This window comes from Citrobacter freundii complex sp. CFNIH4, from assembly GCF_002934505.1.
In the GTDB taxonomy this organism is placed as follows: domain Bacteria; phylum Pseudomonadota; class Gammaproteobacteria; order Enterobacterales; family Enterobacteriaceae; genus Citrobacter; species Citrobacter freundii.
Map to the genome: position 1 here is coordinate 646,062 of NZ_CP026231.1, position 19,129 is coordinate 665,190.

General features: G+C 54.3%; 15 protein-coding genes and 3 pseudogenes. 15 read left to right on the plus strand and 3 right to left on the minus strand.

Features of this window, described 5'->3' with window-relative positions:
- Positions 1-20: 20 nt before the first annotated feature.
- Positions 21-647, minus strand: coding sequence for a multifunctional acyl-CoA thioesterase I/protease I/lysophospholipase L1 (tesA, locus tag C2U41_RS03305; RefSeq protein ID WP_003021850.1), 627 nt, complete (start codon positions 645-647; stop codon positions 21-23).
- Between tesA and ybbA the strand changes: the two genes are divergently transcribed.
- From ybbA to C2U41_RS03335, 6 genes are all read left to right on the plus strand, one after another.
- On the plus strand, positions 615-1,301 hold the full coding sequence (gene ybbA / locus C2U41_RS03310; RefSeq protein ID WP_003021853.1) for a putative ABC transporter ATP-binding protein YbbA: 687 nt from the start codon (positions 615-617) through the stop codon (positions 1,299-1,301). The two genes, tesA and ybbA, sit on opposite strands and share 33 nt — an antisense overlap.
- Entirely contained in the window at positions 1,298-3,712 is a 2,415-nt protein-coding gene (ybbP, locus tag C2U41_RS03315) for a putative ABC transporter permease subunit YbbP (protein WP_016149727.1), read from the plus strand. The genes ybbA and ybbP overlap by 4 nt, the downstream gene beginning before the upstream one ends.
- 188 nt (positions 3,713-3,900) lie before the next feature.
- Positions 3,901-5,034 carry a porin gene (locus C2U41_RS03320; RefSeq protein WP_003021860.1) on the plus strand — a complete coding sequence of 378 codons (1,134 nt, stop codon included), beginning with the start codon at positions 3,901-3,903 and terminating at the stop codon, positions 5,032-5,034.
- Between the two features lie 269 nt (positions 5,035-5,303).
- A complete protein-coding gene (locus C2U41_RS03325) occupies positions 5,304-6,134 on the plus strand; it encodes a MetQ/NlpA family ABC transporter substrate-binding protein (RefSeq protein WP_003835785.1) in 831 nt (276 codons plus the stop codon).
- 63 nt (positions 6,135-6,197) lie between these two features.
- Positions 6,198-7,214 carry a virulence-associated ABC transporter ATP-binding protein SfbB gene (gene sfbB, locus C2U41_RS03330; protein ID WP_003847503.1) on the plus strand — a complete coding sequence of 339 codons (1,017 nt, stop codon included), beginning with the start codon at positions 6,198-6,200 and terminating at the stop codon, positions 7,212-7,214.
- Entirely contained in the window at positions 7,207-7,866 is a 660-nt protein-coding gene (locus C2U41_RS03335) for a methionine ABC transporter permease (protein WP_003021866.1), read from the plus strand. The genes sfbB and C2U41_RS03335 overlap by 8 nt, the downstream gene beginning before the upstream one ends.
- On the opposite strand, the gene mnmH is transcribed toward C2U41_RS03335, so the two are convergent.
- The gene (gene mnmH, locus C2U41_RS03340) at positions 7,867-8,961 is read right to left on the minus strand and encodes a tRNA 2-selenouridine(34) synthase MnmH (RefSeq protein WP_103848466.1); all 1,095 of its coding nucleotides are present in this window, start codon (positions 8,959-8,961) and stop codon (positions 7,867-7,869) included.
- A gap of 69 nt (positions 8,962-9,030) precedes the next feature.
- A complete protein-coding gene (gene allS, locus C2U41_RS03345) occupies positions 9,031-9,957 on the minus strand; it encodes an HTH-type transcriptional activator AllS (protein WP_044699419.1) in 927 nt (308 codons plus the stop codon).
- 227 nt (positions 9,958-10,184) lie between these two features.
- On the opposite strand from allS, the gene allA reads away from it, so the two are divergent.
- The 9 genes and pseudogenes from allA (at position 10,185) to C2U41_RS03395 (ending at position 19,114) form a co-directional block, all read left to right on the plus strand.
- Entirely contained in the window at positions 10,185-10,667 is a 483-nt protein-coding gene (allA, locus tag C2U41_RS03350; RefSeq protein ID WP_003835778.1) for an ureidoglycolate lyase, read from the plus strand.
- A 45-nt stretch (positions 10,668-10,712) separates the two neighbouring features.
- Complete coding sequence (gene allR, locus C2U41_RS03355; protein WP_042269079.1) at positions 10,713-11,564, plus strand: HTH-type transcriptional repressor AllR; 852 nt, start codon at positions 10,713-10,715, stop codon at positions 11,562-11,564.
- Positions 11,565-11,648: 84 nt separating this feature from the next.
- Entirely contained in the window at positions 11,649-13,430 is a 1,782-nt protein-coding gene (gene gcl / locus C2U41_RS03360; protein WP_044699423.1) for a glyoxylate carboligase, read from the plus strand.
- Positions 13,431-13,442: 12 nt separating this feature from the next.
- A pseudogene (locus tag C2U41_RS03365) lies at positions 13,443-13,868 on the plus strand (TIM barrel protein); the annotation flags it as partial.
- A gap of 56 nt (positions 13,869-13,924) precedes the next feature.
- Positions 13,925-14,622 (plus strand): IS1-like element IS1B family transposase gene (locus tag C2U41_RS03375; RefSeq protein ID WP_095033700.1). Its coding sequence is split into 2 segments (ribosomal slippage): positions 13,925-14,174 and positions 14,174-14,622, totalling 699 coding nucleotides; the frame shifts between segments, so codons are not numbered across the junction.
- A gap of 17 nt (positions 14,623-14,639) precedes the next feature.
- Positions 14,640-16,127 (plus strand): annotated as a pseudogene (gene fdrA / locus C2U41_RS03380) (acyl-CoA synthetase FdrA); the annotation flags it as partial.
- Between the two features lie 9 nt (positions 16,128-16,136).
- Complete coding sequence (locus C2U41_RS03385; RefSeq protein ID WP_103849230.1) at positions 16,137-17,396, plus strand: DUF1116 domain-containing protein; 1,260 nt, start codon at positions 16,137-16,139, stop codon at positions 17,394-17,396.
- An 11-nt stretch (positions 17,397-17,407) separates the two neighbouring features.
- The gene (locus tag C2U41_RS03390; RefSeq protein ID WP_032936938.1) at positions 17,408-18,217 is read left to right on the plus strand and encodes a DUF2877 domain-containing protein; all 810 of its coding nucleotides are present in this window, start codon (positions 17,408-17,410) and stop codon (positions 18,215-18,217) included.
- Between the two features lie 3 nt (positions 18,218-18,220).
- Positions 18,221-19,114 (plus strand): annotated as a pseudogene (locus C2U41_RS03395) (carbamate kinase).
- Positions 19,115-19,129 lie beyond the last annotated feature (15 nt).

Consider the following 19,129-nt stretch of genomic DNA (forward strand, 5'->3'; position numbering starts at 1 on the left):
CTGTCAGGATCTCCGTTGTTTTATGAGTCGTGATTTACTAGAGGAGTGAGATGTTGCGCCATCCAGTCGGCAATAAACGGCTGAGCGTCACGGTTAGGATGAATACCATCATCCTGCATCCACTGGGGTTTCAGATAAACCTCTTCCATAAAAAATGGCAGCAGAGGAATATCAAACTCTTTGGCGAGCTTTGGATAAATCGCGCTAAAGGTTTCATTATAACGGCGGCCATAGTTTGCCGGCAGACGAATTTGCATCAGCAGCGGTTCGGCATTTGCCGCTTTGACATCCTGCAGAATCGTGCGCAGGGTTTGTTCGGTTTGCGCAGGCGCAAAGCCGCGCAGGCCATCGTTACCGCCAAGTTCGACCAGCACCCAGCGCGGCTGGTGCTGCTTGAGTAATGCAGGTAGACGGGCCAGACCTTGCTGCGAGGTGTCGCCGCTAATGCTGGCATTCACCACTGGCGTTTTGGTTTGCCATTTATCATTAAGTAGCGCAGGCCACGCGGCGCTGGCGGACATACGGTATCCGGCGCTCAGGCTGTCACCCAGAATTAATAACGTGTCCGCAGCGGCGGCGCGGAAAGTTAACAGGACCAGGAACAGGAAAGGCCAATGCCAGCGGAAAACATTGTTGAAGTTCATCATCTTAAGAAATCCGTCGGTCAGGGTGATCAAGAGCTATCCATCCTTACCGGAGTTGAACTGGTTGTCAAACGCGCCGAGACCATTGCGTTGATTGGCGAGTCGGGATCGGGGAAATCCACGCTGCTGGCGATCCTCGCCGGGCTGGACGATGGCTCCAGCGGTGAAGTCAGCCTGGTGGGGCAGGCGCTGCACACTATGGACGAAGAAGCTCGGGCGCAGCTGCGGGCGCGGCACGTGGGTTTTGTCTTCCAGTCATTCATGTTAATTCCAACCCTCAACGCGCTGGAAAACGTCGAACTACCCGCGCTGCTACGCGGCGAAAATAGCGGAAAAAGTCGTGACGGGGCAAAAACGCTGCTGGAGCAACTGGGGTTGGGAAAACGTCTTGATCATCTTCCGGCCCAGCTTTCCGGCGGGGAGCAGCAACGCGTAGCGCTGGCACGGGCGTTTAACGGACGCCCTGACGTGCTGTTTGCCGATGAACCAACGGGCAATCTGGACCGCCAGACCGGAGACAAAATCGCCGACCTGCTGTTTTCTCTGAACCGGGAACACGGTACCACCCTGATTCTGGTGACCCATGACCCGCAACTGGCGGCGCGTTGCGATAGGCGTTTACGCCTGGTGAACGGACAGTTGCAGGAGGAGGCATGATTGCACGCTGGTTCTGGCGCGAATGGCGCTCGCCTTCATTACTGATTGTCTGGCTGGCGTTAAGCCTGGCGGTGGCCTGTGTACTGGCGCTGGGCAATATCAGCGATCGCATGGAAAAAGGGCTGAGCCAGCAAAGCCGTGAGTTTATGGCGGGGGACCGGTCGCTGCAAAGTTCGCGCGCTGTGCCGAAAGCGTGGATTGACGAGGCGCGACAGCGTGGTCTGAAGGTGGGTGAACAGCTAACCTTTGCCACCATGACCTTTGCCCGGGATACGCCTCAACTGGCGAACGTCAAGGCAGTGGATGATGTGTATCCGATGTACGGCACGCTGCAAACCAATCCGCCGGGGCTGAAACCGCAGCCGGGCTCAGTGCTGTTGGCCCCGCGTCTGATGGCGCTACTCAACTTAAAAATCGGTGATTCCATCGACGTTGGCGATGCCACCCTGCGCATCGCCGGAGAAGTGGTGCAGGAACCGGATTCCGGTTTTAATCCCTTCCAGATAGCGCCGCGCCTGATGATGAACATGGCGGATGTCGAAAAAACGGCGGCGGTCCAGCCGGGAAGCCGTGTGACCTGGCGCTATAAATTTGGTGGTACGCCACAGCAACTGGAAGCCTATGAAAAATGGCTGCTTCCGCAGTTAAAGCCAGAACAGCGTTGGTATGGGCTGGAGCAGGATGAAGGGGCGTTGGGGAAATCACTGGAGCGTTCGCAACAGTTCCTGCTGCTGTCGGCACTGTTAACGCTACTGCTGGCGGTTGCTGCCGTTGCCGTGGCGATGAATCATTACTGTCGCAGTCGTTACGATTTGGTGGCGATATTAAAAACGCTCGGCGCGGGCAGGGCGCAGCTGCGCAAGCTGATTATCGGCCAGTGGCTGATGGTGCTGACGCTTTCTGGCATGACCGGCGGGCTGTTCGGGCTGTTATTTGAGCGGGTGCTGGTGGTATTACTGAAGCCAGTTCTGCCCGGTGAGCTGCCGCCCGCCAGCCTGTGGCCGTGGCTGTGGGCACTCGGTACGATGACCGTCATTTCTCTGCTGGTGGGGCTACGCCCTTATCGCTTGCTGCTGGCGACGCAGCCGCTGCGGGTACTGCGTCGCGACGTGGTGGCAAACGTCTGGCCGCTTAAGGTCTATCTGCCCGTAGCAACGATAGTTGTGGTTGCGCTGCTGGCCGGATTGATGGGCGGAAGTATGCTGCTGTGGGCGGTACTGGCCGGGGCTGTGGTGCTGGCGCTGCTGTGCGGTGTGTTGGGCTGGATGTTGCTTAACCTGCTGCGTGGTCTGACGCTGACCTCGCTGCCGCTGCGTTTGGCGGTCAGCCGGCTGTTGCGCCAGCCGTGGTCAACGCTGAGTCAACTGTCGGCATTTTCGCTGTCCTTTATGCTGCTGGCGCTGTTGCTGGTGCTGCGCGGCGATCTCCTCGACCGCTGGCAGCAGCAAATGCCGCCGGAAAGTCCAAACTATTTTCTGATCAACATTGCCACTGAGCAGGTGGCTCCGCTGAAGGCTTTCCTTGCTGAGCATCAGGTGATCCCGGAGTCGTTCTACCCGATAGTGCGGGCCCGTCTGACGGCGATCAATGAGAAATCGACCGAAGGCAATCAGGATGAAGCGCTGAACCGCGAGCTTAATCTGACCTGGCAGGATACCCGCCCGGATCATAACCCGATCGTTGCCGGGAGCTGGCCGCCAAAAGCGGGCGAAGTGTCGATGGAAGAGGGGCTGGCGAAACGACTGAGCGTTAAGCTTGGCGATCGGGTGACCTTTATGGGGGATACCCAGGATTTCAGCGCTACGGTCAGCAGTCTGCGCAAAGTGGACTGGGAAAGCCTGCGACCAAACTTTTTCTTTATCTTCCCTTCCGGCGCGCTGGATGCTCAGCCACAAAGCTGGTTAACCAGCTTTCGCTGGGAGAACGGCAACGGCATGCTGACGCAGCTTAACCGCGAATTCCCGACTATCAGCCTGCTGGATATTGGTGCCATTCTCAAACAGGTGAGTCAGGTGCTGGAGCAGGTGAGCCGCGCGCTGGAGGTGATGGTAGTGCTGGTCACCGCTTGCGGTATGTTGCTGCTATTGGCGCAGGTGCAGGTCGGGATGCGTCAGCGTCATCAGGAACTGGTGGTCTGGCGCACGCTGGGAGCGGGTAAGAAGTTGCTGCGTACCACGCTGTGGTGCGAGTTCGCGATGCTCGGGATGGTCGCCGGACTGGTGGCGGCCATCGGGGCGGAAACTGCGCTGGCGGTGCTGCAAACCCGCGTGTTTGATTTCCCCTGGGAGCCAGACTGGCGGCTGTGGGTTGTGTTGCCGCTTTGTGGGGCATTGCTGCTCTCTCTCTGCGGCGGATGGCTCGGTTCACGTCTTCTTAAAGGCAAAGCGCTGTTCCGTCAGTTCAGCAGTTAATTCATATTCGTGATGATTACGCACCGGTTTTTTTAAATCGGTGCGTTTTTTTATCTATGTAGCACAAAATGATAACTCATTGATATTTAACAGCACAGAACAATAAAAACCCGACAACACGAGTGTATTAATAAACGTTAATATTTGTATGCTGAATAATTGGCAGGCTATCTATCAAGGTACAAATAATGACTATAAAAAAAACGGCGCTGGCGGTATCGATCGGCGCAGCAGTGGCATTAACGACTTTCGCCTCCCAGGCGGAAATCACGGTCCTGAAACAAGATCCGCAGGCGGGCAACCCGCTGAGCCGTCTTAATTTCACCGTCGGCGGGAGTATTCGTCCGCAGTTCCAGAATATGGCCGGTGACGATGGTAAGAATGGCTACAAACGTAATGGCTTCGACGGTGGAACGCGTTTCCGCTTCGCTGCTGACTACTATCTGTTTGATGACATCAGCTGGGTGAGCTATTACGAGCTGGGCGTTAACTTCCCGGCGATGTTCAACTGGGACAATCACTATGCTAACGGCGCCAACGATACTACGCGTCGTATGCTGTACACCGGTCTGAAGAGCGCGACCTGGGGTACGCTGACCTTCGGTCAACAGAACAGCATTTACTATGATGTGGTGGGTGCGAAAACGGATATCTGGGACTACGACATGATTGGCCAGGCGCCAGGTAACGGTATCAATGGCGACTACGACGGTTCCTATCGTACACGTAAGTCACTGAAGTATAAAAATACGGTAGGCGATGTTGATCTTTACGCGTCTTATCTGTTCAGCGATGACTACAACCCGAACAACGGTTTGCGCTACAAACGTAAAGGCGGCGGCTCCCTGGGTGTGGATTATCACATCACCGATGACCTGACCTGGGGTACGGCGTGGAACTACACCCGCGCGGAAATGCGTGGCAACACCAGCAAAACCTACGATCAAAACATCGTCGGTACTGCGCTGAGCTGGAAACCGGACAACTGGACCTTCTCGCTGGGCGGCGGTTGGTATCAAAACTTCATGACCACCAAAAAAGTCTCTGTTAATGACTATTTTGCCGGTGACGCCTGGGGTCTGGAATACTTTGCGGGATACACCTTCCCGGTTGGCCAGTATGCGCTGAAATCCGTGCAGCCATACTTTATGGGCGATCGTATTGAATACGTGAATGGCCGTAACTACCTGCGTACCGACAACGGTGTGGGTATCAGCTTCCAGCTGGATTACGGTTTCCGTGTGGATTACGAACACGTCTTCACCTCCAGCACTGACAATCTGGGCGACATGAACCTGGTGCGTCTGCGTTACGACTTCTAATCGAACGCCTGCCGCCCGATGCGTTTATCGGGCCTACGAGAGCAGGGGGATCGCGTTATTTGTAGGCCGGATAAGGCACTTGTGCCGACATCCGGCTTTTTCATGCCTTCTCACATTTAAAAACACACTCTGCAACATCATGAAATAATTTCAAGGACAGCAGGTTGTGATCTGTGTCATGTTAACAATCAGCCTGTTAACAGGCCAACAAGAACAACGCCGCAAGAACGGCGTGAGACATGACACCACAACGTTAAAATGGAGAGATTATGGGATTGCGTCAGAGTTTACGTGTCGCGACCGGGGCGCTGTTACTGGCCTGTGGATTACAATTTGCTCATGCGAACAGTGATCCGCACACCATCGTATTTGGCGTCGCACCTGGGCCGTACGGCGATATGGTAAAACAAGCCATTGCCCCTACGCTGAAAGAGAAAGGCTATAAGGTAGTAGTGCGCGAATTCAGCGACTACGTGCAACCTAACATGGCGCTCTCCAATGGCAGCATCGATGCTAACCTGTTCCAGCATTCACTCTACTTTGACAAATTCACCGCCGATAAAGGCCTGAAGCTGAGCAAGCTGATTGTGGTCCCGACGGCCGGGATGGGTTTTTACTCACATAAAATCAAAAGCCTGGATGAGTTGAAAAAAGGGGATGTGATCACGCTTTCCAACGATCCCACCAACCTGGCTCGCGGTCTGCGTTTCCTGCAGTCTATTGGCCTTATCACCATCAAAGACAACATCGATCCAACTAAAGCCTCCGAGCGCGATATTGCCAGCAACCCGAAAGGGCTGGTGTTTAAACCGCTGGAAGCGGCACAGCTGCCGCGTACGCTGGACGGTGTGACCGGTGCGCTGGTCAACGGCAACTTTGCCGTAGCGGCAAAACTGGATCTCGCCAGCGCCATCAAGCAGGAACACCTGGACGAAAATCTGAAAAATATCATCGCGGTACGCAGTGAAGATGCGGATAAACCATTTGCGAAAGATATTGTCGAGGCGGTGAAATCTCCGGCGTATCGTGCGGTGATCGACGATCCGCAAAATATCTACAGCGCCTTCCAGAAACCGGAATGGATGTCGGTAGCCCAATAATCGCTGCGCACAAGGGTTAACAGGGGCAGCGACGACTGCCCTTTTCGCATTTCTGAGGTGGCTATGATTGAGATTGAGAAAGTTTGCGTGGATTTTAGCGCAGGCCGTGGAGCATCAACCCGGGCGGTTGATGACGTTAGCTTGCGCATTGGCGCAGGTGAGATATTTGGCATTGTCGGGACCAGCGGCGCGGGAAAAAGTACGCTGCTGCGCACCCTGAACGCCTTAACGCGTCCGAGCCAGGGAAGCGTTAAGGTGAACGGCGTAGAAATTTCCGCACTGGAAGGCGCGCATCTACGTAAAGCCCGTCAGCGTATCGGGATGATTTTTCAACATTTTAATCTGATGCATACCCGTACCGTGGCACAAAACGTCGCCTTTAGCCTGAAGGCTGCCGGATGGGAACGCAGTAAAATTGGCCCGCGCGTGAGCGAAATCCTGTCGCTGGTGGGGCTGTCAGACAAGGCGAACCGCTTTCCGGTTCAGCTCAGCGGTGGGCAAAAGCAGCGTGTGGGTATTGCCCGCGCAATTGCCAATCACCCGGATGTGCTGCTGTGTGATGAACCCACTTCCGCGTTAGATCTCGAAACCTCGGCCACGATTCTGGCGTTGCTTAAGCAGATCAACCAACAGTTGGGGATCACGATCGTGCTGATCACCCATGAGATGAACGTAATCAAATCGATTTGCGATCGCGTGGCGGTGATGTCCGGTGGCAAGGTAGTGGAGTCTGGCGAGGTGTTTGATGTTTTTGCTCACCCGCAGCACGCTTTCACTCAGCAACTGGTGTCGCATACCCTCAATCTGACGTTACCCGACCGTCTGCGCCAGCATCTGCCTGGCCAGTTGCTAAAAATTCTGTTCATCGGTGATTCGGCAGAACAGCCGGTGTTGTCAGAAGTGGCGGTTAAATTTGGCGTGGCGGTGAACATTCTGCACGGCAAAATTGAATATATCGGCGAACGTGCGCTGGGGATTCTGGTGGTGCAACTGACCGCGCCGCATAACCCTTCTGCGGTGGATGTCGCCGTGGAACATATTCGTCAACGTACTGCACAGGTGGAGGTGATTCGTGGATGATTTATTGCCTGATTTGACGCTGGCGTTTAATGAAACCTTCCAGATGCTGAGCATCTCTACGCTGTTGGCGATTATTGGCGGTCTGCCGCTCGGTTTTCTTATTTTCGTTACCGACCGGCATTTATTCTGGCAAAACCGTTTTGTGTATCTGCTCAGCTCCGTGCTGGTGAATATTATCCGCTCGGTGCCGTTTGTGATCCTGCTGGTTCTGTTGTTGCCGCTAACCCAGTTTTTGCTCGGCAATACCATTGGACCCATCGCGGCGTCGGTTCCGCTGTCGGTAGCAGCAATTGCTTTCTATGCCCGTCTGGTTGATAGCGCGCTACGTGAAGTCGATAAAGGCATTATCGAGGCGGCGGAAGCGTTTGGCGCCAGCCCGATGCGCATCATCTGCACCGTTCTGTTACCGGAGGCGAGCGCGGGTCTGCTGCGTGGGCTGACGATAACGCTGGTGAGTCTGATCGGTTACTCCGCAATGGCCGGTATCGTTGGCGGCGGTGGAGTCGGCGACCTGGCGATTCGCTTTGGTTATTACCGCTACGAAACCCAGGTCATGATCGTCACCGTGGTGGCGCTGATTATTCTGGTGCAGGTCGTTCAGGTGCTGGGCGACTGGTTGGCGAAACGCGCAGACAAGCGCGACAGACATTGATTACTGTACGCTAAGCCAGTCAGCCACCTCCTGCCATGAGCCGCGAAAGACGATTTTCGCGGCTTTCTTTTCCAGCTGATAGCGATACATCGGGTCGTAATACTCGTTGAGCAACGGTACCAGCCAGCTCATATGCGCGTCGGTGCTGCCCGTTGCCTGCTGTTCGCGCAGAGCCACGTCGAGCAGGGTGGTCAGCTCAGCAAAACGTTGCAAACCCAGACGACGGCGGATAGCAAACAGACCGTGGTGCAGATACTCGCTGTACTCCTGCCAGCCCTGACTCTCGCCATAAGCGTGAGTGAAATCGTGGTGCATGCGCACAAAATACTCTTCGCGCAGTCGCTCCAGCCGTAGCTCAAAAGGATCGTCCACCACCGCAATAGTGGCCTGGCTCATGCGTTCGCGCAAACATTCGGGCAGATGATTAGCGCCGATCATGCGGCCTTCGTCCTCAAGTACCCACAGACGCAGATCCTGACGGCTGTCGGTTTTCAGCATTTCGACCGCCAGCAGGTTTTCAAAGCTTGCCTGGCTCAGCTGCGGTTCGACGGTGCGACCAAATGAGGAACCGCGATGGTGCGCCAGACCTTCGAGATCCACACCGTTTGGCTGCTGTTGCACCAGCTGCGTTTTACCGTTCCCGGTACAGCCGCCAATTAAGACGATCGGTTTTTGCACCAACTCTTCAGTCAGTTGAATCACCGCCTGACGCAATGCTTTATAACCGCCTTGTATTAGCGGGTAGTCAGTACCGGACTCGTGCAACCATTGCTGCACAATGTGCGAACGCTGGCCGCCGCGCGCGCAGCATAAGTAGCCCGCAGGATTTTGACGACAGGCATTCAGCCAGGCCTTCATGCGTTGCTGGCGAGTCTCGCCACAGACCAGTTGATGGCCGAGCGCGAGGGCGGCCTCAGGCCCCTGACGTTTATAACAGGTACCCACGGCAGCACGTTCGTCATCGTTCATTAAGGGAAGGTTTATTGCGCCCGGCATGGCGCCCTGCTGAAATTCGACGGGGGCGCGTACATCGATTAAAGGCGTACCAGCGAGCAGAATTGCGCGATAGTCCTGTACTGTTTGTGTGTCTTGCATAGTAAAAAACGAAACCTCAAATCATCCTGCGTACCATTTTACGCGTCAAATGAGAGGATGACTTGATTTTCAATCGCGTGAGTTGTTGAAAATTGCTAAAAACCCGGCAATTTCAGGCTTTCGCTGGGTAAACAGCGTCACGATATCTTCAACGGCCTTACCCGCGCCGAACTTATGCCAGGCAAGGCTTAAGGGGGAAGGAGGACGCATAGTGGGGATGATATTGCTGACCAGATGCCCGCTATCCAGTAAAGGTTGGCATATCGGTTGCGGAACGAATCCAATGCCCACTCCTGCAAGATGCGCTGCGAGCTTGGTTTCCATGTCCGGTACGATGATCTCTTTTTGACCGGGAAGGCGCCACGCGACACGTTTGCTCAGCGTCCGCGCGCTGTCCTCAATGTTAATCGCCGGAAAACGGCGCAGTTGGGCTTCTGTTAATGGACCGCTCGCGTCTGCCAGCGGATGATCTGCTGACATAACAAATCGCCACTGAACAGAACCCAAAGGATCGAGGGTAAAGGTGTTGGCCATCGGTTCCGTGCCGGTAACGCCGATAGCCAACGAGAATCCTTCATACAAGAGTGAATCCCACACGCCCATATAAATTTGCCGGGAAAAGTGAAACTGAGTAAAGGGATAGCGCGCGTTAAGCCAGGATAACAGACTAGCGACGGCTTCAGGGCTGTACAGTAGGTTGTTAACCACAATATTCACCTGGCGCTCTACGCCGTCGTTCACTTGCTGCAATTCGCTGGGCATGCTGTCCAGCCAGGCGAGCCAGTCTTTTGCCTGTGAAAGAAGGTGAGACCCTGCGGCGGTTAACGTCACGCTTCGGGTTGTACGAAAAAACAGCGCGACACCGGTGTTTTCTTCCAGAAGCTTAATACGATAGCTGATCGTGGCCGTGGTTTTACACAAGCGCTCCGCCGCCCTGGAGAAACTCCCCGTTTCGGCGACGCCGATAAAGGTACGCAGTGTTTCCGGGTCAAACATCGTCAGCTACTCCCTTAATGATCTTCTACAAGCATGATTTCTTGTTCTCTGATTTATAAGTATTTTTGCATAATGGCCTTGTTCAAATTGTGGTCTAAATCTAGTTTTGGAAAATTTTTCCAATTTTTGTGTTGATGTTAAATCACGAAGGTTTTAGATTGCATGGTATTGAAGCCGCTATATGTTCTGGTCGCGGTTCAACGGAATTCAGTTACAAGGAAATAATGATGAAACTTGAGGTCTTACCGTTAAATCAGCACACGTTCAGCGCCTATGGTGATGTCATTGAGACGCATAAACGTGATTTTTTTCATATCAATGATGGGCTTGTTGAGCGTTATCACGATCTGGCCAATGTGGAGATCCTTAATCAGGATCGCACCCTCATCAGTATCAATCGCGCGCAACCGGCAGCAATGCCAATTGTTGTGCATGAGCTGGAGCGCCACCCGTTAGGCACCCAGGCATTTATGCCAATGAATGGCGAAGCGTTTGTGGTGATTGTCGCACTCGGTGAGGACAAACCTGACCTTTCCACCTTAAAAGCCTTTATCACCAATGGCCAACAGGGCGTGAATTATCATCGAAATGTCTGGCATCACCCGCTGTTTGCCTGGCAAACCGTCACCGATTTTCTGACGGTCGATCGCGGTGGCAGCGATAATTGTGATGTTGAAAGTATCCCGACGCATGAGCTCTGTTTTGCGTGACGCTTTCGGCCTTCTTGCTTAATATGCGCATATTGTTCATTGTTTATGCTCATATTTTGGGCCGGAGTAAACGTAGTGGAGACGGAAGTAAGACGGCGCGGCAGGCCTGGACAGGCGGAGCCGGTTGCGCAGAAAGGCGCTCAGGCGCTTGAGAGAGGCATTGCGATTTTGCAGTACCTCGAAAGAAGTGGAGGCAGTTCGTCAGTGAGCGATATTTCCGCCAGTCTGGATTTGCCGCTCTCTACGACCTTTCGCTTGTTGAAGGTTTTACAGGGTGCTGATTTTGTCTATCAGGACAGCCAGTTAGGCTGGTGGCACATCGGTTTAGGCGTATTTAACGTGGGCTCCGCGTATATTCATAATCGCGACGTCCTGTCGGTAGCCGGACCGTTTATGCACCGATTAATGCTGCTGTCAGGCGAAACGGTTAATGTCGCGATTCGCAATGGCACCGAAGCGGTGTTGATTGGTCAGAAGGAGTGCAAATCTATGGTCAGAATGTGCGCACCTTTAGGCAGTCGTATGCCGTTACATGCTTCCGGTGCGGGAAAAGCGCTGCTTTATCCGTTGATGGAAGAAGAGTTAATGGACATCGTCGTGAAAACGGGGTTACAGCAGTTTACGCCGAACACGTTGGTGGATTTTCCTACTCTGCTGCGCAATCTGGAACTGGCGCGTGACAATGGTTATATCGTCGATCACGAAGAGCATGTTATTGGTTTGAATTGCATCGCATCAGCTATCTATGACGATGCAGGCAGTGTCGTTGCTGCCATCTCTATTTCGGGGCCCGCATCCAGACTGACAGAAGATCGTTTTATCAGTCAGGGGGAGCTGGTACGGGATACTGCACGAGATATCAGTACGGCGCTGGGTTTAAAAGCCCCCGTAGCTTAAGTCGCAACCCGCTCAGAGGAGCGGGACTTTTTTGGATTTTTTCAAAGTTGGAAAATTTTTCCAATAAATAGAGGTAGAAAGAAAATGGCAAAAATGAGAGCCGTTGACGCGGCAATGTATGTGCTGGAAAAAGAAGGCATCACCACCGCATTTGGGGTTCCGGGGGCGGCAATTAACCCGTTCTATTCCGCAATGCGTAAGCACGGAGGCATCCGTCACATTCTGGCTCGTCACGTTGAAGGCGCTTCCCATATGGCGGAAGGCTATACGCGTGCGACGGCAGGAAACATTGGCGTCTGCCTTGGCACCTCTGGCCCGGCAGGCACTGACATGATCACTGCGCTGTATTCCGCTTCTGCCGATTCTATTCCTATTTTATGCATCACCGGCCAAGCGCCTCGCGCTCGCCTGCATAAGGAAGATTTTCAGGCTGTTGATATTGAATCTATTGCCAAACCGGTCAGTAAAATGGCGGTAACGGTGCGTGAAGCCGCGCTGCTTCCCCGGGTTTTGCAGCAGGCATTTCATGTCATGCGCTCTGGTCGTCCTGGTCCGGTATTGATCGATTTGCCTTTTGATATTCAGGTTGAAGAAATCGAATTCGATCCAGACATGTATGAACCGCTGCCAGTCTACAAGCCTGCGGCCAGCCGTAAACAGATTGAGAAAGCGCTTGAAATGCTGATTCAGGCTGAGCGCCCGGTCATCGTGGCTGGGGGCGGGGTGATTAATGCTGATGCCAGCGAACTGCTGCAACGCTTTGCTGAATTAACCCACGTACCGGTAATTCCTACGCTGATGGGCTGGGGATGCATCCCGGACGATCATGAGTTAATGGCCGGAATGGTGGGGTTGCAAACGGCGCATCGTTACGGCAACGCCACGCTGCTGGCCTCCGATATGGTGTTCGGTATTGGTAACCGTTTTGCTAACCGACACACCGGCTCCGTCGCGAAATATACCGAAGGTCGCAAGATCATTCACATCGATATTGAGCCGACGCAAATTGGCCGCGTCCTGTGTCCGGATTTAGGTATCGTTTCGGATGCCAAAGCCGCGCTGACTTTGTTGATTGACGTTGCTCAGGAGATGCAAAAAGCCGGCCGTTTACCTTGCCGGAATACCTGGGTTGATGAATGTCAGCAGCGTAAGCGGACGCTCCTGCGTAAAACCCACTTCGACAATGTCCCGGTTAAACCGCAGCGTGTGTATGAAGAGATGAATAAAGCCTTTGGCCGTGATGTCTGCTACGTCACGACTATTGGCTTATCGCAAATTGCCGCCGCGCAAATGCTGCACGTATTTAAAGATCGTCACTGGATCAACTGTGGTCAGGCAGGCCCACTGGGCTGGACGCTGCCGGCGGCATTAGGGGTTTGTGTGGCCGATCCGGCGCGTAATGTTGTTGGGATTTCCGGTGATTTTGACTTCCAGTTCCTGATCGAAGAGTTGGCGGTGGGCGCGCAGTTCAACATTCCTTATATCCATGTACTGGTCAACAACGCCTATCTCGGCCTGATTCGCCAGTCGCAACGCGCTTTTGATATGGATTACTGCGTCCAACTGGCGTTCGAAAACATTAACTCCAGCGAAGTAAACGGCTATGGCGTCGATCACGTCAAAGTGGCAGAAGGACTCGGCTGTAAAGCCATCCGCGTATTTAAACCTGAAGATCTTGCTCCGGCTTTTGAACAAGCCAAAGCACTGATGGCGCAGTACCGCGTGCCGGTTGTGGTCGAAGTGATCCTTGAGCGCGTGACCAACATCTCTATGGGCAGCGAGCTGGATAATGTCACCGAGTTTGAAGAGATTGCAGACGGTGCGATGGATGCGCCAACCGAAACCTGTTTTATGAAATACGAATAGAAGGGGTGACAGATGTTACGTTTCTCAGCCAATCTTTCCATGCTGTTTCTGGAATACAGTTTTCTTGAACGCTTCGATAAAGCGGCACAATCGGGGTTTCGTGGCGTAGAGTTTATGTTTCCCTACGATTACGACATTGATGTATTAAAGGAAAAACTGCAGACCAATCAGCTGGAGCATACGCTGCACAATCTCCCGGCAGGAGACTGGGCAGCGGGTGAACGCGGTATCGCCTGTATTCCGGGTCGCGAAGAAGAATTTCGCGATGGTGTCGCGGCAGCTGTTTGCTATGCGAAAGGGCTCGGTAATAAGAAGATCAATTGCCTGGTGGGTAAAACACCTGCGGGTTTTTCTGCCGAACAGATCCAGCAGACGCTGGTGGAAAACCTGCGCTATGCGGCAAATATGTTGGCGAAAGAAGATATTTTATTGCTGATTGGGTGATGCTGCCAACTTACTGATTTAGTGTATGATGGTGTTTTTGAGGTGCTCCAGTGGCTTCTGTTTCTATCAGCTGTCCCTCCTGTTCAGCTACTGACGGGGTGGTGCGTAACGGCAAAAGCACCGCCGGACATCAGCGCTATCTCTGCTCTCACTGCCGTAAAACATGGCAACTGCAGTTCACTTACACCGCTTCTCAACCCGGTACGCACCAGAAAATCATTGATATGGCCATGAATGGCGTTGGATGCCGGGCAACCGCCCGCATTATGGGCGTTGGCCTCAACACGATTTTCCGCCATTTAAAAAACTCAGGCCGCAGTCGGTAACCTCGCGCATACAGCCGGGCAGTGACGTCATCGTCTGCGCGGAAATGGACGAACAGTGGGGATACGTCGGGGCTAAATCGCGCCAGCGCTGGCTGTTTTACGCGTATGACAGGCTCCGGAAGACGGTTGTTGCGCACGTATTCGGTGAACGCACTATGGCGACGCTGGGGCGTCTTATGAGCCTGCTGTCACCCTTTGACGTGGTGATATGGATGACGGATGGCTGGCCGCTGTATGAATCCCGCCTGAAGGGAAAGCTGCACGTAATCAGCAAGCGATATACGCAGCGAATTGAGCGGCATAACCTGAATCTGAGGCAGCACCTGGCACGGCTGGGACGGAAGTCGCTGTCGTTCTCAAAATCGGTGGAGCTGCATGACAAAGTCATCGGGCATTATCTGAACATAAAACACTATCAATAAGTTGGAGTCATTACCCGCCGAATGATATTTGCGTGGCGATTCGTACTGAAGCGGCGGATGAAAGTATTACCCAGACTATTTTGCAGCAACTGGATGAGTCGTTGCAGCAGTTGGCGCAGGCAACCGGGGGGAGCCAAACGCTATTGCAGGTCAGGCGCTGGGAAAGCGCGTGTCAGAAATTGCCTGAAGCGAATATGACGTTAATTTCTGTAGCGGGCGAATACGCGGCTGAACTGGCGAACCAGGCGCTGGATCGCAACCTGAACGTCATGATGTTCTCCGACAACGTCACGCTGGAAGATGAAATCAATCTGAAGCGGCGTGCACAAGATAAAGGCCTGCTGGTGATGGGACCCGATTGCGGAACCGCCATGATCGCTGGTACGCCGCTGGCATTTGCCAACGTGATGCCGGAAGGCAACATTGGCGTCATAGGCGCCTCCGGCACAGGGATCCAGGAGCTCTGTTCACAGATAGCACTGGCCGGGGAAGGCATCACTCACGCTATTGGTCTGGGTGGACGCGACCTGAGCGCTGAGGTGGGCGGAATTAGCGCACTTACTGCGCTGGATATGCTCGGTGCGGATGATAAAAGTCAGGTGTTGGCTTTTGTGTCTAAACCACCTGCGGAAGCCGTTCGCCAGCGGATTGTCACGGCGATGAAAGCCACGGGTAAACCCGTTGTGGCCCTGTTTTTAGGTTACACCAGCGCAGCGACCCGCGATGAGAACGTCTGGTTTGCCTCGACGCTGGATGATGCGGCCCGTCTCGCCTGTTTGCTGGCGCGCGTCACGGCGCGACGTGGCGCGCTTTCTGCCACGGGGGACGGCCTTATTCGGGGGCTCTATACCGGAGGAACGCTGGCTGCCGAAGCGGCGGGTCTGCTGGCCGCAAACCTTAACGTTGCTGCGGATGCACATCATCATCACGGCATGATGCTGGATGCCGCCGGGCATCAGATTATCGACCTCGGGGATGATTTTTACACCGTCGGCCGACCGCATCCGATGATCGACCCTGCGTTACGCAATCAGCTTATTACGGACCTCGGCTCTCAGCCGCAGGTGCGGGTGTTATTGGTCGACGTCGTGATTGGTTACGGGGCGACGGCAGATCCAGCTGCATCACTGGTTGAGGCTTGGCAAAAGGCATGTGCTGTGCGAGACATCGACCAACCGCTGTTTGCGATTGCAACGGTGACCGGTACAGAACGCGATCCGCAGTGTCGTTCACTGCAAATCGCCACGCTGGAGGATGCCGGTATCGCCGTGGTGAGTTCATTGCCTGAGGCTACCTTGCTTGCCGCTGAACTGATTCGCCCATCTCAACCTTTATCTCATCAATCCTCACCTTCGCTACTGGAAAAAGTGGCGGTCATTAATGCCGGGTTACGCAGTTTTGCACTGGATTTACAGGCGGCAGAAAAGCCTGTGGTGCATTACCAGTGGGCGCCTGTCGCTGGCGGTAACAAAAAACTGGCTCGTTTATTAGAACGTTTGCAATAAGGGGTTCCAATGTTTACATCAGTGGCACAAGCCAATACTGCAGTAATCGAACAAATTCGTCGTGCGCGCCCGCACTGGCTGGATGTGCAACCCGCGTCCTCGTTAATCAGTGAACTTAATGAAGGAAAAACGCTGCTTCATGCGGGACCGCCAATGCGCTGGCAAGAGATGACCGGCCCGATGAAAGGGGCCTGCATTGGTGCGTGCCTGTTTGAAGAGTGGGCCAATGACGAAATGAGCGCGCTGGCATTATTGGAGCAGGGGAAAATCAATTTTGTACCTTGCCATCACGTTAATGCCGTGGGGCCAATGGGCGGGATCACCTCTGCCAGCATGCCGATGTTGGTGGTGGAAAACATTACTGAAGGGAACCGCGCGTACTGCAATCTCAACGAAGGCATTGGCAAGGTGATGCGCTTCGGTGCGTACGGCGAGGATGTCCAGCAGCGCTTACGCTGGATGCGCGATGTTCTGATGCCGGTCTTAAGCGCCGCATTGGGGACGTTGGAACAGGGTATTGATCTGACCGCCATGATGGCACAGGGCATTACGATGGGCGACGAGTTCCATCAGCGCAACATTGCCTCTTCAGCCCTGCTGATGCGTACGCTGGCACCGCAAATTGCCCGTCTGCAACATGATAAGCAGCAGATTGCTGAAGTGATGGATTTCCTCAGCGTAACTGACCAGTTCTTCCTCAACCTTGCTATGGCTTACTGTAAAGCGGCGATGGACGCCGGAGCGATGGTGCGTTCTGGCAGTATTGTGACGGCGATGACCCGTAATGGCGACATGTTCGGAATTAGGGTGAGTGGACTTGGCGATCGCTGGTTTACCGCACCGGTTAACACCCCGCAGGGACTGTTCTTTACTGGTTTTTCGCAGGAACAGGCTAACCCGGATATGGGTGATAGCGCCATCACCGAAACGTTTGGCATTGGCGGAGCAGCGATGATCGCCGCACCAGGCGTCACGCGTTTTGTCGGGGCTGGTGGAATGGAAGCGGCGAAATCTGTGTCCGAGGAGATGGCGGAAATCTATCTGGAGCGCAATATGCAGTTGCAGATCCCTGGCTGGGATTTCCAGGGGGCTTGTCTGGGACTCGATATTCGCCGCGTGGTCGAAACGGGGATTACGCCACTGATCAATACCGGTATTGCGCATAAAGAGGCCGGTATTGGTCAGATTGGCGCGGGAACCGTCCGTGCGCCGTTGGCCTGTTTTGAGCTGGCTCTCGAAGCGCTGGCTGAAAGCATGGGCATTAGCTAAAAGAGGCGCGCATGATGATCATCCATCCTTTGCTGGCCAGCCAACAGTCCCCGGATTTCCGTCAGTCCTGGCAATTGTCTGGCGTCTGGCGACGCGCGATTAATCTCGTGGCCGAAGGGGGCGCACTGTTGACATTGCACCGCCAGGGGAGCGGCTTTAGCCCGGCAGGATGGGTGATCCGTACGCATGATTTTGATGCGCTGCGTGCGGTGTTACGTGGAAACGAATCTCCTCAGGCTGTCCCTGGTGGGATCCAACTGGGGCCATTTTTACTGTGCCAGCCGCATCGCCGCTGTTCGTTGAGAATCACTTCCCGGCCACATTCCCCGCGCCTTGCACCTGCCTGGATGGATCGCGGTGAGGAAACGGGATTGTTCGGGCCGTTAATGTTGGCGGCAAACCTGCCTTTGTGCCCCGAACTACGCCAGTTCCGTCACTGCTTTTTCTCGGCGCTTGCGGGGTTGTCGACAGACTGGCGACAGTGGTTAGGCAAGGGGCCCGGGCTAACGCCCAGCCATGATGACACGTTGACCGGCATGCTGCTGGCAGCCTGGTATTTCGGTGCGCTGAATAAGGTTTCCGGCCAACATTTCTTTGCTGCTTCCGGCAACCTTGAACAGGCGACGACTGTGGTTAGCGTGAGCTACTTGCGTTACGCGGCTGCAGGTTACTTCGCTTCACCTTTACTCCACTTTACCCATGCATTGCGTCGTCAGGAAAGACTGGATGCGGCGATTGATTCGCTGCTGGCGCTTGGGCATACCTCCGGCGCAGATACTCTGCTGGGGTTCTGGATTGGACAACAAATCATAGAAGGATAGGGAATGAAAACGCTGGTTGTTGCTCTCGGTGGCAACGCATTATTGCAGCGCGGCGAGGCGCTGACTGCAGAAAATCAATACCGTAATATTGCCAGCGCCGTACCCGCCCTGGCGCGTCTGGCGCGCACATATCGCCTGGCTATTGTCCATGGCAATGGGCCGCAGGTTGGCCTGCTTTCGTTACAGAATCTCGCCTAGAAGGAGGTCGAGCCTTATCCATTAGATGTGCTGGTGGCCGAGACGCAGGGCATGATTGGTTATATGTTGGCCCAGAGCCTGACCGCTGAACCGGAAATGCCGCCAGTGACCACAGTGTTGACACGAATTGTTGTCTCAGAAGACGATCCTGCGTTTATGGCACCGGAAAAATTTATTGGTCCGGTCTATTCGCCAGAAGAACAAACGCAGCTGGAAGCGACCTACGGCTGGCATATGAAGCGTGACGGCAAATACCTGCGGCGCGTTGTCGCTTCGCCAGAACCTCGCCAGATCGTTGAAAGTGACGCCATTAAGCTCTTACTCAAGGAAGGGCATGTGGTGATTTGCAGCGGGGGTGGCGGTGTCCCGGTTACTGGCGAAGGATTAGGGTCTGAAGCGGTCATTGATAAGGACCTGGCGGCGGCGTTGCTGGCTGAACAGATTGATGCCGATGGTCTGGTTATTTTGACCGATGCTGATGCGGTCTATGAAAACTGGGGAACGCCGGAACAGCGCGCGATTCGTCAGGCCTCTCCGGATGAACTGGCGCCGTTTGCTAAAGCAGATGGTTCGATGGGACCAAAGGTCACCGCTGTCAGTGGATATGTGAAACGCCGTGGGAAACCAGCATGGATTGGCGCGCTGTCACGCATTGAAGATACGCTGGCGGGCAACGCTGGAACCTGTATCCGTCTGTAAAAAAACGGGGCGTGT

What these genes read in the sequence shown, in the direction of transcription:
- allA (WP_003835778.1), top strand. Translation starts at nt 10,185, where the DNA reads ATGAAACTTGAGGTCTTACCGTTAAATCAGCACACGTTCAGCGCCTAT.
- mnmH (WP_103848466.1), bottom strand. Translation starts at nt 8,961, where the DNA reads ATGCAAGACACACAAACAGTACAGGACTATCGCGCAATTCTGCTCGCT.
- allS (WP_044699419.1), bottom strand. Translation starts at nt 9,957, where the DNA reads ATGTTTGACCCGGAAACACTGCGTACCTTTATCGGCGTCGCCGAAACG.
- ybbA (WP_003021853.1), top strand. Translation starts at nt 615, where the DNA reads ATGCCAGCGGAAAACATTGTTGAAGTTCATCATCTTAAGAAATCCGTC.
- tesA (WP_003021850.1), bottom strand. Translation starts at nt 647, where the DNA reads ATGATGAACTTCAACAATGTTTTCCGCTGGCATTGGCCTTTCCTGTTC.
- gcl (WP_044699423.1), top strand. Translation starts at nt 11,649, where the DNA reads ATGGCAAAAATGAGAGCCGTTGACGCGGCAATGTATGTGCTGGAAAAA.
- C2U41_RS03390 (WP_032936938.1), top strand. Translation starts at nt 17,408, where the DNA reads ATGATGATCATCCATCCTTTGCTGGCCAGCCAACAGTCCCCGGATTTC.
- C2U41_RS03320 (WP_003021860.1), top strand. Translation starts at nt 3,901, where the DNA reads ATGACTATAAAAAAAACGGCGCTGGCGGTATCGATCGGCGCAGCAGTG.
- ybbP (WP_016149727.1), top strand. Translation starts at nt 1,298, where the DNA reads ATGATTGCACGCTGGTTCTGGCGCGAATGGCGCTCGCCTTCATTACTG.
- allR (WP_042269079.1), top strand. Translation starts at nt 10,713, where the DNA reads ATGCTCATATTTTGGGCCGGAGTAAACGTAGTGGAGACGGAAGTAAGA.
- C2U41_RS03325 (WP_003835785.1), top strand. Translation starts at nt 5,304, where the DNA reads ATGGGATTGCGTCAGAGTTTACGTGTCGCGACCGGGGCGCTGTTACTG.
- sfbB (WP_003847503.1), top strand. Translation starts at nt 6,198, where the DNA reads ATGATTGAGATTGAGAAAGTTTGCGTGGATTTTAGCGCAGGCCGTGGA.
- C2U41_RS03385 (WP_103849230.1), top strand. Translation starts at nt 16,137, where the DNA reads ATGTTTACATCAGTGGCACAAGCCAATACTGCAGTAATCGAACAAATT.